At 64.0% G+C, this 12,972-nt stretch carries 13 protein-coding genes; 12 read left to right on the top strand and 1 reads right to left on the bottom strand.

Annotated features, from left to right (window positions below; translation table 11 throughout):
- Nucleotides 1-79: 79 nt before the first annotated feature.
- The 3 genes from ACESMY_RS12955 to ACESMY_RS12945 all read left to right on the top strand — a co-directional run bounded on the left by ACESMY_RS12955 (nucleotide 80) and on the right by ACESMY_RS12945 (nucleotide 3,433).
- Nucleotides 80-706, top strand: coding sequence for a hypothetical protein (locus tag ACESMY_RS12955; protein WP_372785010.1), 627 nt, complete (start codon nucleotides 80-82; stop codon nucleotides 704-706).
- A gap of 275 nt (nucleotides 707-981) precedes the next feature.
- Nucleotides 982-2,496: a tyrosine-type recombinase/integrase gene (locus tag ACESMY_RS12950; protein ID WP_372785009.1), complete on the top strand. Its 1,515-nt coding sequence runs from the start codon at nucleotides 982-984 to the stop codon at nucleotides 2,494-2,496.
- Between the two features lie 91 nt (nucleotides 2,497-2,587).
- Entirely contained in the window at nucleotides 2,588-3,433 is an 846-nt protein-coding gene (locus ACESMY_RS12945) for a hypothetical protein (RefSeq protein ID WP_372785008.1), read from the top strand.
- A 566-nt stretch (nucleotides 3,434-3,999) separates the two neighbouring features.
- Here ACESMY_RS12945 and ACESMY_RS12940 read toward each other — a convergent pair.
- On the bottom strand, nucleotides 4,000-4,362 hold the full coding sequence (locus ACESMY_RS12940; protein WP_372785007.1) for a hypothetical protein: 363 nt from the start codon (nucleotides 4,360-4,362) through the stop codon (nucleotides 4,000-4,002).
- Nucleotides 4,363-4,758: 396 nt separating this feature from the next.
- On the opposite strand from ACESMY_RS12940, the gene ACESMY_RS12935 reads away from it, so the two are divergent.
- The 9 genes from ACESMY_RS12935 (at nucleotide 4,759) to ACESMY_RS12895 (ending at nucleotide 12,837) form a co-directional block, all read left to right on the top strand.
- Nucleotides 4,759-5,460 (top strand): GNAT family N-acetyltransferase, encoded by a 702-nt coding sequence (locus ACESMY_RS12935; RefSeq protein WP_372785006.1) that lies wholly within the window; start codon nucleotides 4,759-4,761, stop codon nucleotides 5,458-5,460.
- Nucleotides 5,461-5,487: 27 nt separating this feature from the next.
- On the top strand, nucleotides 5,488-7,107 hold the full coding sequence (locus ACESMY_RS12930) for a hypothetical protein (RefSeq protein ID WP_372785005.1): 1,620 nt from the start codon (nucleotides 5,488-5,490) through the stop codon (nucleotides 7,105-7,107).
- A 125-nt stretch (nucleotides 7,108-7,232) separates the two neighbouring features.
- Nucleotides 7,233-8,339: a hypothetical protein gene (locus tag ACESMY_RS12925; protein ID WP_372785004.1), complete on the top strand. Its 1,107-nt coding sequence runs from the start codon at nucleotides 7,233-7,235 to the stop codon at nucleotides 8,337-8,339.
- 124 nt (nucleotides 8,340-8,463) lie between these two features.
- Nucleotides 8,464-9,063, top strand: a complete 600-nt coding sequence (locus ACESMY_RS12920) for a hypothetical protein (protein ID WP_372785003.1) — start codon at nucleotides 8,464-8,466, stop codon at nucleotides 9,061-9,063.
- A 127-nt stretch (nucleotides 9,064-9,190) separates the two neighbouring features.
- Entirely contained in the window at nucleotides 9,191-9,403 is a 213-nt protein-coding gene (locus tag ACESMY_RS12915; protein WP_372785002.1) for a hypothetical protein, read from the top strand.
- Between the two features lie 117 nt (nucleotides 9,404-9,520).
- The gene (locus ACESMY_RS12910; RefSeq protein WP_372785001.1) at nucleotides 9,521-10,114 is read left to right on the top strand and encodes a hypothetical protein; all 594 of its coding nucleotides are present in this window, start codon (nucleotides 9,521-9,523) and stop codon (nucleotides 10,112-10,114) included.
- Nucleotides 10,111-11,046: a nucleotidyl transferase AbiEii/AbiGii toxin family protein gene (locus ACESMY_RS12905; protein WP_372785000.1), complete on the top strand. Its 936-nt coding sequence runs from the start codon at nucleotides 10,111-10,113 to the stop codon at nucleotides 11,044-11,046. The genes ACESMY_RS12910 and ACESMY_RS12905 overlap by 4 nt, the downstream gene beginning before the upstream one ends.
- 128 nt (nucleotides 11,047-11,174) lie before the next feature.
- Nucleotides 11,175-11,864, top strand: a complete 690-nt coding sequence (locus tag ACESMY_RS12900; protein ID WP_372784999.1) for a hypothetical protein — start codon at nucleotides 11,175-11,177, stop codon at nucleotides 11,862-11,864.
- Between the two features lie 190 nt (nucleotides 11,865-12,054).
- Entirely contained in the window at nucleotides 12,055-12,837 is a 783-nt protein-coding gene (locus tag ACESMY_RS12895) for a hypothetical protein (RefSeq protein WP_372784998.1), read from the top strand.
- Nucleotides 12,838-12,972: the final 135 nt, after the last annotated feature.

Below are 12,972 nucleotides of genomic sequence, written 5' to 3'. Positions count from 1 at the left end.
ATGATGAGTCCTAGGTCTGCCTTGATTGTTCCGTTTTTGTTCTTCATACCATCTCACAGACTGTTCAGTGAGCATGGGGGTGGTGAAGATGGGCTGGATGGCTTCCTGGGTGGCAGTGCAGGGTGCGGCCAAAGCAGACGTCCTAGGTCATCTGGAGCTGATGGAAGGCGACGACGAGGTTGTTCCGGGGACTCGTTCCGCACAATTCTCCTGCCGGGAGTTTCCTGATCAGTGGCTGATGATCTTTTGTGAAAAATTAGATTGGGCGGATCAGCAGAGAGTCCTTGAGCTCTCCCGCTTCGGCCTCGCGCTCGCTTGCCAGTTCGAGGACAAGGTCGAGATGACGAGTTCGTTGACCGCCGCGCGGGATGGTGTCGAGCTCTGGCGGGTGTTCCACGACAACACTGGCTCCAAGTTCAGGCTTGATGTCACTGGCGCGCCGCCGCCAGCGCTTGCCGGCATTCGAGAGGCCGCATTCGAGGAACAGCGGCAGGACGGCGGCGAGGACTCCAGCACCGACTTCGTTCACGACGTGGCGCTCGATCTCGGCAAGGCCATCTGTGGATATCGGGCAGATGACGACGCGGCGCCGTTTAAGGCGCTGCGAAAGGTTGGTTCCTCCACGCAGAGAAGCGATCGCGGACCGGTAGGCTTGTTTGCGAAATTGCTGGCGCCGCTGAGACCGAAGCCGTACCCGGAACGCTAGGCTCCAGTCGGCGGAAAAACAAATAGGCCCCGCAGCCTCGGCCGCGGGGCCTATTCGCATAGTGGTGCCACGACAGGGATTCGAACCCTGGACCTCAGCCTTACCAAGCCCGTCCAGGCCTTTTCCGATTGTACGCTATTACACGATTTACGTAGCAAAAACATTGACTTAAGTCGCCGACTGTGCGAGCCTGTACGCTGTAATTTTCGTCCTGGCGCTTACCATGCGCTTACCAGCGAAGACGGGTAAGCGGCGCCGGACGCGAGGTCAGCGTCATGTCGGACAAGCGTCAGAAACTCACCCGGAAGATCGTCGAAGCCGTCGAACCAGGGCCCAAGGATCAGTTCCTCTGGGACAGCGAGGTCGTGGGTTTCGGCGTCCGCGTCCGCCCCGGCGGCCACCGCGGCTACATCCTGCAATACCGCTTCGCCGGGCGCGCGCGGCAGTACCAGATCGGCGCCCACGGCTCGCCCTGGACGGTCGAGACCGCGCGCGACCGCGCCCGGGTGCTCCAAGGCCAAGTGGCTGGTGGCGAGGACCCCCAGGACTCCAAGCTGGGCTCCCGCAAGGAGGTGACCGTGGCCCAACTCTGCGACCAGTACCTCGCCGAGGGCCTGGCGACCCGCAAGCAGACCTCGATCGATTCCGCCCGCTCGGACATCGACAATCACATCAAGCCGCTCCTGGGCGCCAAGCGCGCCAGCCTGGTCACCCGCCAGGATGTCGACCAGTTGCTGGCCGACGTGGCGGCCGGCAAGACCCGGCGCACCGCCAAGACCGCCAAAAAGCGCGGCCTGTCGATAGTGCGGGGCGGGAAGGGCGCCGCCAACTCCGCGGTGGTGACCCTGTCGGCGGCCATGGGCTTCGCCGTCGCTCGTGGCGTCCGCCCCGACAACCCGGCCTTCCGGGTCCGGCGCTTCCCGGAGAAGAAGCTGGAGCGCTTCCTGTCGCCGGCCGAGATCGCTCGCCTGGGCGAGGCGCTGGCGGCGGCCGAGGCGGTCGGCGTAGAGTCGCCGTCCGCCATCGCGGCGATCCGCCTCCTGGTCCTCACCGGCTGCCGCAAGAACGAGGTGCTCACCTTGAAGCCCGGCTTCGTCGACCGGCATCACCGATGCTTCAGGCTTCCGGATAGCAAGACCGGGCACAAGATCGTCCACATCGGGGCGCCGGCGCTCAAGGTGATCGACGGCATCTGCCCGGAGGGCAGCAACATTGAATACGTCCTGCCCGGAGAATGGGGCACGGGGCACTTCGTCAACCTGCAGCGGCCTTGGGAGCGGATCCGCGCTGCCGCGGGACTGGACGACGTGCGCATCCACGACTTGCGCCATGCTTTCGCGAGCCTCGGCGCGGCGACCGGCGACAGTCTGCTGGTGATCGGCGCGTTGCTGGGACATCGCAGCGCCAAGACCACCCACCGTTACGCCCACTTGGCCGAACATCCAGTGAAGGATGCGGCCGCCAGGATTTCGGCGGAGATGTCGCGGCTTCTAGGCGATGAGCTCGTGGCGTTTGAACCGGGGCCGAGCGCGCCTTCGCTGGCCGCCGATGCCGGCGAGAGCGCGCGGGCCCAGTCGCTGCTGGGACGCGTCAGTCAGACCCGCTGGCTGCCCACTGAGGCGGCCGCGGCTTATGTGGGTTTGTCAGTGCCGACGCTGCACACCTACCGCTGGGCCGGGACAGGGCCGGTCAGTCGGAAGATCGGTAAGCGCGTGGTCTACGCGCAAGCCGACCTGGATGCGTGGATGGCGGGCAGGGCGCTGGACGCAGGTTGGATGGCGGCGGAGTAAGGTTCGTCACCGAGTTTGCGAGTGTTGAGCTATAGGGTCTCGCAGACTAGCCCGAGTGGCGACGCTCAGGTGGATTTGGGATGAGGCGCAATTGAACCAGGCCTACTTCTCCTGGACGGCCCAATGGTCGCTGGAGGCGATGCCGGCGGCCCGCTTGAAGCTCGCGACGCTCTTGTTCGATCGCATCTATTTCACTTCGCTGATCCATCTCAGAGGTGACGGGACCCTGCTGCACGACGATGGTGAAGAGCAGCTCGACGCCAAATCTGAGCGACGCTTGCTCGAACTCTGGCGGCCCGTCACTGACGTCGCTCCCGAAATTGCCGACGCCGTTCGCGATAAGCGGAAGCTGTCATGGGACCAGGAGCCGGAACTCGAGGCGGCCGCGAAGAGCGTCATGACCACTTGGGATGTTGGCGGTGGAAAGCCGCAGGCCGTGGCCTTCGAGCAGTTCCGCATGGCCAGCTTCGTGCTCGCTGACCTCCACTACTGGCAGGGGTTCTTCGGAGGGGCGACGCTCCTGGGCGGCGAGCACGGCGCCAGTATCCTCGCCTCGGTCCATCGCGATCCCAGGACATACCGCGAAGAGGAGTGGACGGGGTTCGATGCGCCGGCGCCCGATGTCGGGGCCTTGGGCTGGCCCGAGATCTTGGACCTTCGATGCTCACCATTCCTGGCCGCCTTCCGCGCCAAGCACGCAGAGTTGGTCGCCAGCAATTCCTTGGCCGATCTCGGCCGCCTGTATGTGGACGCCCTGGGCGAGCTCGCTGACGAAGCCAGGCCCAATATTCTGGCTGCCATCACGAAAAACGCCCTTGGCAACATTCCCGCCCTGGGCCTCGCCATCGGTCTCGACGATGTGCGGAAGGCGCAGAGCCTGAAGGGTCGCTTTGGCTGGGCGTTCTTTCTGCGCGACGCCGCCCGGATCGCCGCCTAGCGCTGCGGCCCGGTATAGTGGCCGCATCTCGGATGACACCTTCGAGTCACGCCGCGGCAGGTGGGACGGCGAGGACAGCCAGAATGTCCATCGCCTCCCAGGCCTCTCCGTTCGGGACGGTCACGAATTCCCGTCCCAGACCCCCATGCGATCGGCGTCTCGACGGTCGGTCGGATTGTGGACCAAGCTCAGCGGCCGTTGTTCACGCGTCGTGCCGCCGATCGAGTACCGCGACCAGATCGCCCCGGAAACGTGGTGAGGAAGGCGGTGCGCGGGCGACCTTCGCGATGGGATCGGCCTGCGAGCTCCCGATGATCCAGGCGGGGCGCCTGTTCGTGTTCTGCAACGATCCGGCCGGCTTCTATTGAAACAACTGGGGTTCGGTGCGCCTCGCCGTGGAAACCGTGCCGATCACCTAGCCTTTCAGGTCGCCGCTCAGGACGGATCGGGCCGGTGGATGCGCCTGGACGGACCCGGTTAGGAGCACATCGATGGGCGCCGCGGTGTGTGCTGGCGAAAGCCAATGGCTCCCGAGAGGGATTCCCTCGGGAGCCGTTGGTTGCAGATCAGACAGGATCCATCGCGTCGGCCACCCGGAACAGATGGATGACATTGGTGCGGCGATCGGGCTCGCCGGCGGTCGCAAACTCCTCGACGCGCGCAGCAATCCAACCGATGACCTCGCGACGAAGATATATTCCGGGCGTCGCTTCGCCGCTCTTCCAGCGGGAGACGGTGGGTCGGGTCACGCGAAAGGTGCTGCTGATCGACGATGGTTCGACGCCGTAGTCGTCGATCGCTTCCTTCAGAACCTGAGCGAACGAGCTTGGCGCGACGTCAGTGCCTTCGAGCCGGCGGAGTTCCTGTGCAAATGCATAGAACATCGCCGCCCGGATCATGCCTGACGTTCGCAGTAGGGCAAGGGTCACGGTAACCTCCTAAGGGAACTGCAGGGGGCGCCAGGGCGCCGAGTGCATAGACAGTGCATAGATAGTGTCTAGCCATTGTCACGCAACTGCTGTGCATCACGCAACAAGCGGCCCCTTATAGGGAGGTTGTGACACAGCGCAAGGTTGTTCTTGCGCCAGGCGAGCGGCCTTGGGGGCGGCGGCCTCCGAGAGCTTGGGTCATGTGTGGCTTCCTCTACAGGGGTTGAGCGCCGAACCAGTTTGACGACGCGAGCTTTGGGAATCGTGAATCGATAAAGTTAACGACACGCAAATTTGTTGCATGTTGTATCGCTGCGGTCTACATCAGAGATACGGGACGGCGGCCGACCGCCGGAAAAAGCCTCGGGGGAGGGCAGGCTAGGAAGGGGACGGGCCATGACAATGCCGGGCACAGGCCGACAGCGAGAGAGGATATGGCTGACCATCGCCGATCCCGAGCAGCCCGAAGCCGAACTGCGCCGTCTGAAGGGCTTCCTCGACCGATACCCCTCGGGAAATCTCAAGCCGCGGCCCGACGACGTCTTCGGCGGCGCCATCGAGGACTCCCTGGCCTTCCGACTGCAGTCCACCGCCACCATCGACGACGAAGGCCAGCACATCTGCGCCCAGGGCGGCGTATTCGATTGGCGCAACGGGCAAGTCTACGAGATCGGCGCGATCAGCGTGGCGCCTGCATTCCAAGGCTTCGGACTCCAAAAGCTGATCATGCGGACCGCTGTGATCCGTTTGGTCGAGCAACGCATCCAGGCCCTCGACGACCCCGAATTCCTGATCTTTGCCGCAGTGGCGGAAGACAACATCGCCTCATGGCGCAGCATAGAGTCGGTTGGCTTCGTCCGCCCGGCAGCCAACCACCGGGTCTGGTCCGAGGTCGGCCGCACCCTTGCCGCCTTCGATGAGCTGCAGAAGCGCATGTATGTGCTGCCCACCGACCACTTCGACCTCGTGCGGGATGCCATGGCGCAATTCGCCGCCGACCCCTGCCTGACGGCCGGAGAGCGCAGTCTGCGCGTCGTCTTCGGCCAGGCGCTCGAGCACTACGCTGCCCCGAACTTCTACGCCAACTTCTCCCACTGATCGACACGGCCAAGCTTGGAGGTCGCTATGCAAGACGAGCCCCACCCCACCCCGGAAACGCTGGCCTTCGTACGGTCGCCGAAACCGCCGCTCGTCGGAAATGCACCTGCGGTTTCCTACGTCTATCATTCGGACGTTCTTGGACAGTGTGTCTGCTATGTGCCCCGCATGGGCCTCGCGCCCCATCTCGCGCGGCCGCTGCCGACTGTAGCGGTCGATCGCAGCGTCGAGCAGGTGCTGGCCATCCACGACCTGAACGACCTCCTCGGGACGATGCGTCTCGTCGCGCAAGGCGAAATCCCAGCCGACGCACCTTATGTGATCCCGCGTCGCCTGCCGCTGGCGGCCTTCGAAACTCGAGTTCGTCATCCCCGCACCGGCGCCCCGGTCGCGGTTTTCTTTTTTGTAGAACTCGACGGCATGATCCGTCGGGTGACGTCCTGTCAGGTGGTCCCGATCGTTCCGCCAACCGGCGGTTCGCGCGCCACGGGCAATGGCGGCGGCGGTGGTGGCGGCGGCGGTATCTTCGCCGCCAATGACGAGGGCGCCCCCACCGGCCTGCATGTCGATCCCATGGTCGCCAAGGCGCCGGCGTCGCTCGACGTCGCCCGGATCACCGCCGAGCGCCGGCGCTTGCGCCGACTGATTGCCGAGCGGGCCGAACGAATGGCCCTCGACGCCTCGGCGATCAGCGCGCCGCCCCCGCCCGCTGACGTGGCCGCCACCCGCGCGGGCTCGAGCGTTGAGCACGCCATCGCGTCCGGGGACCGGGCGGGCGACAACCTGGCCAAGCCGCGTTCTGGGCGCCGGACCGTCGCGCAGCGGCCGGATGTTGCCGCTCGGGGGTGCGTTGAACCGCCGTTCGAGCACGGCATGTGGACAGGCGTGGGAAAGCGGATCAGCGGTTCCACGCGCTTCGGCGAAGCGCGGGCGGCAATCTTCACCGCCTGGTCCGTCTTGCCAGACGGCCCGACGTTCGACGACGCCGGGGCTGAAACCTGCGGACTGGACCTGGGCGGGCCCGTCTTCCTGGTCCAACTCTTCGCCCACAATCGCCATTTGCACGTCGGCTCCGCCGGCCGCGGTTTGGCGCCACACGACGGCTGGGCCGGGGTCGGCGTCGCCAAGGTCTTCGTCGCCATGCGCTTCAAGGGCCTCAACGTCGCTGCCCTACTTGTTCGGCATCTGCTGTTGGGCGAACACCTGCGATGCTCCACGCTTGCCGAGACCTGCGATTGGACCTTGGCCGGCCCTGCGCATGCCTTCGACCACGTTTGCCACACGCGCGCAGACGGCGTCGGTCCTTCCCGGCAGCGTTTGGTCACCGGAGCCCCGCTGAACTTGGGCTCCTGCCTTGGCCGAGAAACACGGTCCTTCGACTTCGCGCCGATGGCGTTGGCCGCCATGGAATGGGTTCTGGCCTCACGGATAGCGGGGCAGAGCCTGGTTCGCCCGGCAACAGTTTGGGGGCAAAGGTTGCTGACGTGCGGCAGCTCAGGCCCCTTGGCATTCACCGGCGACGCCTGGGGGCATTTGGAGGACGATAGCATCAAGACGTTCGGGCCTGCGGCGGCTGTCAGCGGCCCCCTTCCGGCCGCCGTGACCGCTCTCGAGGGGCCGCAATGGTCGCCGCCACTTCCCGGTTGATTGAAAGGCCGTCGGCGGGCGTTTCCGGGACGTCCGCCGGTCGGCTACCTTGCCGATCATTGACAGGCTCAGCTTTGTCCGCCATGGCGGAACCCGCAGAAATTGCTGGGGGGCGAGCTGCACGCATGGCGCGCGTACCGAGACATTCTGCGTTCTGGGACCGCCAGCGGGTCCGCGTGGTCGTCGATGCCCTGCTTGATGTTAAAAGGACATTCGGCACCTCACCCGAAGTCCTCGCCACTTACTTGGCCAATCTGGTTCCGGAGGCCGCCCTTCCCGACGCTACGGGATTGCGCCGCCTAATCGGCGGTGTCACGCAACGTCCGCAAAATCGGGATCGACTTCTCGGTCTCATGCAGGCGCTCGAGGCGCTCTATCGACTTGAAGAAAATCGACCGTTCAATAATTCCGCCCGCACGGCCCTTCTGGCGCTCCACAATGAATACCAGCGTTTGACGAACGCCTTAGCGCGTGACGACCGGCGCAGGCCGCGGGCCGCGCAGGAGCCGGGCGATCCCGCGGTCTTTGTCCGCGCGCTTGCAGCGCTCATGAAGGCGGATTTCAGCCAGGTACGGCAGAGGTTCTTCCCCGAGGATGATCCTGCTGATCGCCCGCTACAGTACCTGATCTACCGATACGACACCAAGCCCGGCCGTATTCTCAAGTCTTTCCTTGAACTTCGCCCACCGTCTGACGACCGTGAAGCCTGCATCTTCATTCATACGGCCAAGGTGCCGCGCCAGGTTCGCCTGCGGCGGACCATCGGCATCGTGTTGCCTTTCGGAGCCACGCTTTCATTCGTGGGTCAGATGACCGACGGACCTGGCCTCAAGGTCATGACACTCCCAATGCCGACCAGCGCTCGCGACCGCTACAATGGATTGCTTCTCTCATTCGACGAGAAGGACGCACCGGTCTCCTCGCGCTTTGTCATGGTCAGGACCCAGCACGACAGACCGGAAGCGGCCGGCATCGGCGTATTCCCTCAGCATCACCTGGAGACGGAGATCGCCGACTTCGTGGACGAGATGCGGAATGAGATCCCATTTGTCGGCGATCGGCAGGTCTTCAACCGAGGTAAGCCTCTGACCCAGCAACAAGTCATAGATTTGGTAGAGGCGCGCCTAAGGGACGCCGGGGACGAATTGGTAGATGCCGAAGGCCGCCCGTTCACGCCCGTGGCCACGCTGGCAGCGGCCTACAATGCGGCGCTGCGGATCGTGAGCGAATAGCTCGGGCGATCAGCACTGCTCTAAGCTCAGGGTGATTGAGACGATCTTGTCTGGACCCAACGTCAGGTTTTGAAGCAGCCCTCGTACCATCCCGCGGCTAAGTCCAAACAGGCGGACAAACGACATGCCTCAACCCACCGACGTCAATGGCTCGTCCTGGGGCCTGATGGAACTTGCCAAGCGGCCTGATTGCTTGATCGGAATAGGATTGGTCGCCGCTCAATGGTCGAGCCTTGAATATGCCTTGGCCGATCTCTTCGAAATGGCCAACGCCGACGTCGTACGATATCCAGCCGACGACAGGTACGAGGAGACCACGGTCTTTAGCGTGGATGCCAGCCATGGCGCCGTCATCGACGCGGTGGAGAGCCTTCGAGCCCGCGTATCCATGATCCGTGCGAAGATCCGTCTTCGCGGTGGTGGTGCCCTAGCATCGGAATTTGACGTTCTCGTGCGAGACATCCGTCGCAGGGCAGGTGAGCGCGCAACGATCGTGCATGGACGATGGGGTATTCATAGCGCTCACCCCGATGACCTGCTCCTGCGCCGTGGAAGAGACGAGCCGCTGATGCGTTATACGGCCCAAGATTTCCGTAACACGGCAGAACGGATTCAGGCGCTTGAAACGAAGGTCAGGGCCTTTTCAAAGCGCTGCGAAGTCGCGCTTACACGGCCGGCGGAATGGTATGACTACGGTCCACCGGAGCCTCCAGCACAAAACTAGGAACGAGCCCGGCCCATTCATCATACGGACTTGGGCCCAAGTTTGTTTCGCAGCCCTAAGCGGGCTGGGTCTACGGCGGGCTTCGATCTAAGAGCCGGTCGAAACTGGCCGATCACTGTGAGCACCCATGACCGTTTCTGAGTTGATCCGCCAGTTCCAAGCCCTCCCGCCCGACATGGTCGTGGTGATCCCGTCGGACGAACCGCAGCGGGCTCAGGACTTCGTCGCGGTGAGCGAGGTCACAATTGATACGGTGGCGCCGGAGCGAGGACATCCGACCAACCTGCAACTGGCGGACGAACGCGACACGCATTTCCGGCGGGTGGTTCGCCTTCAATAGGAGGGAGGTTGGCCGCGAAATTGGGTCGTTCCGTCTCACCATTGTGCATGAAATTTAAATGAGAAAACTTGCATAGTCAGTCAGAGCTTCCTAACTTTGCGAGGAAGGACTTTGACGATGACGGCGCTCAGCGAGCTCAAGAAACATCTCCGGCCGGGCCAGGTGTATCGGCGCAAGGACCTGGCGCGCTGGTCGACCGCCGTGGATCGGCACCTACGGCAGTTGGTCGAGGAGGGTCGGCTCGAGAAGGTGTCGGGCGGTCTCTACATGGTTCCGCGTCAAACCCGGTTTGGCCCGGCCGGGGCGGACCAGGAAGACTTGGTGGCCGCCTTCTTGGGCGATGATCGGTTCCTGATGGTCTCGCCTAACGCCTACAATGGCCTCGGGGTCGGGACTACGCAGCTCTACAATGTGCCGGTGGTCTATAACCGAAAGCGCCACGGGCGCTTCGAGCTGGACGGCCGGCCCTACGACTTCCGGCTACGGTCCTCATTTCCGTCGCGGCTCAGCCGGGAGTTCCTGCTGGTCGACCTATTGCACAATGCCGACCGTCTGGCTGAGGAGCCGGGAATAGTCCGCCGGCGCGCCCTGGAGCAGGCGCGGACCCTGGATTCCAAGCGCCTAGCGAAGGCAGTCGACGACTTCGACTCCGCTCGGGTTCGCAATCTCTTGTCGCCGATACTCGCGGGCGGGGATCGAGCGGCGGCATGAGCCTGCTGCATGACCGGGACAACTTCCCCGACCTGATTGCGGCGACAGCGCGTGCGGAGAGGATCGATCCCGGTCTGGTGGAGAAGGACTATTGGGTCATGCACGCCCTCTGGGGCCTGCAGCAGCAGGGCTTCGGATTTCAGCTCAAGGGCGGCACGTCTTTGTCGAAGGGCTGGAAGCTGATCGACCGGTTCTCCGAGGACATCGACATCCTCATCGAGCCGAAGGGCCCTGTGCCCGTCGGCCGCAACCAGGACAGCAAGGCGCACGTCGCGGCACGGAAGGCCTATTTCGACGGGCTTTCCGAGCAGATCGCCGTTCCGGGGTTCGTGGCCGTCGAGCGCGACACGGCTTTTGACGACGAGCGGTTCCGCAGCGCCGGCATCCGGCTGGTCTATCCCGCCGTCAACGTCTTGCCCGAGGGTGTGAAGACGGGAGTGCTGCTGGAGGCCGGTTTCGACCAGGTGCAGCCGAACCAGCCCCGCGACATCACCTCCTGGGCCTATGACCGCGCGCTGGCGAGCGGCCTGGAGGACCTAACCGACAATCGGGCGCTTGGCGTCGCCTGCTACGAGCCGGGCTACACCCTCGTCGAGAAGCTGCAGACCATCTCGACCAAGTACCGCCGCCAGCAGGCGGAGGGGTCGATGCCGCAGAACTTCCTGCGTCACTACTACGACGTCTATTGCCTGCTGGGGGATGAGGGCGTGCAGGCCTTTGTCGGGACCGAAGCCTATCACGCGCACAAGGCGGCGCGGTTTCGCAGCGAGGAGCCGGACCTGACCAAGAACCCGGCGTTCCAGCTGTCCGATCCCGAGACGCGAGCACTGTATGCGGAGGCCTATCGGCGGACCGCGGGGTTGTACTACCGCGAACAGCCGGCCCTTGAGGACGTCTTGACGCGGATCCAGGCGCAGGCGGCGTCACTCTAGAGTCGCGCCTTTGCGATGCCCGGGCTCCGAGAGATAACGTCGAGATGCACATTCCACTTGGCTGCGCCCGCTGCTCAATTGATCGTCCGATCCTTTGCGTCTGACCGCCCGTCACCAGGATCTGAAGCATGGCAAAAGGGCGTTGTTACCGTTGCGGGGCGCCGGGGACGTCGCGGGAGCACTTTCCGCCTAAGGCATTCTTCCCCCGGGCTGCGAACCTGCAGCTGAAGACGGTGCGGTCCTGCGATCTGCACAACACGGAGAAGTCTGGTGACGACCAGTACCTCCTCGGCCACATCTGCCTTCATGCGGCGCGAGGACAGAACCTCGCCGCTCAGGTGTTCATGCGCTCCATCATGCCGCAGATCACGACGTCGAAGTCCTTTGCCGGTCAGTTCAGGGCCGACGCGCCAGACATCGGCGCCGGCGCGATGTATCCGGTCGACGTGGCGCGGTTTGACGCCTTCTTCGACGCGCTATCCTGCGCGATCTATTTCGACCGTTTCCGAACGCAGTTCGACCCTGGCATGCATCGCCTTCGCCACGCCTATCCAAGTCTCGTCAGCGCGGACGGCGCGGACAACCAGATGGCGCGTCAAATGCGCTCGAGTTTTTCATCGTTCTTCCAGCGCTACGAGGACAAGGTCGAACGTTTCCAATCCGATAAGGTCGACGAGGTCATCTACGGTCACGAGATGATGGCGCCTGCCGGGACAAAGGCGTCGATCACGATCGCCCACACCTTCTACGGCGTTTTTGAAGTCATCACGTTGATGACCTTCAGTCCCTGGCAGATCGCGAACGCCGTAGGCTCCTAAGCCACGTCAAACACCCAGTGGATAATCACTTATCGCGCTTGCATGGCCGCGGTGAGGGGATCAATCTTCCCGTCCTAGGCCGTCTCGCCTGACCTGCTGCCGGGTCAAAGTGGACATCTACTCCAGACCCAATCGGCCTTCATCCTGGTCGGTGCGCAATCGGCAGACATCGACTTCATGAAGGACGAACATGACCGCTATTGCCTTTACCGAACCCAGTCTGCTGAACGCCAAGCGCGCCCTGGTTCAAGCGTGCCCCGACTCCCGATCCGCCCATCTCTCCGAAGCCTTGGCGGCGGCCTGCGGCTACGCCACTCATGCGGCGCTGCGGGCTGCGCTCCAGCAGCAGGATCCGCAGGATCCCGACTATCTGTTGCTCGACGATGAGGCATTCACCGTTCGGCTGGATCAGTTGGAGGGGATCAACAGCAATCTCGCCGAAGCGGCGGGATGGTTCGACTTCATCCGCTACCCCACCGACGACGGGGTGGTCCGCACCTTGGCCGCCAGCGGCTCAGAACTGGCGTACACCTCGAAGCGGGCCAGGGCCTGGCGCAACGTCATGGTCGGCGCGATCAACGCCGGCATCGCGCGACGCTTGTTCACGGTGGTCGCAGGCGACAATCGCTGGCCGAATGGCAAGGACCGCCAAACGTCTGAAGGCGTGCGGTTCGAGTTCGACCTCGACGGCATTCCGGCGGTCGCTTGGGTCGACAACGCGGGCTGGGATGAACTCTCGGTCCACGTCGCGCTTTGGCCCACGGCGGACTGCGCCGAATGGATCAACGCCAGCAATGCCGGCTTCCTGGCAGGGGAGGTGTTCGCGCAAGGCTGGTTGGAGCGCCAGGATGGCGCCTGGCTGCAGTTCAATGGCGCGCCCATGTTCAGCTGCCGACGCCACAGGCTGGCCGAGGTCCTGGCGCTGACCCAAAGGCCCCAGGGCTTTGCCGATTGCGGCCCGCTAAAGCTGTAGGGGACACCGCGTTCGGTCATAGGCAGTGTTTGGGGGAAAGCTTTCCCCTGCGGCCGAGCCTCGGTCTCGGCCGACCCCTTCCACTCATGTCCATTTGTCAAGCTGTGAGGCACGGTGAAGCGCCCGGCCGATGGG

The organism is Phenylobacterium sp., assembly GCF_041691455.1.
Lineage (GTDB): Bacteria > Pseudomonadota > Alphaproteobacteria > Caulobacterales > Caulobacteraceae > Phenylobacterium.
The sequence above is the reverse complement of the archived record's forward strand: the minus strand, read 5'-3'. Positions and strand labels throughout refer to the sequence as shown.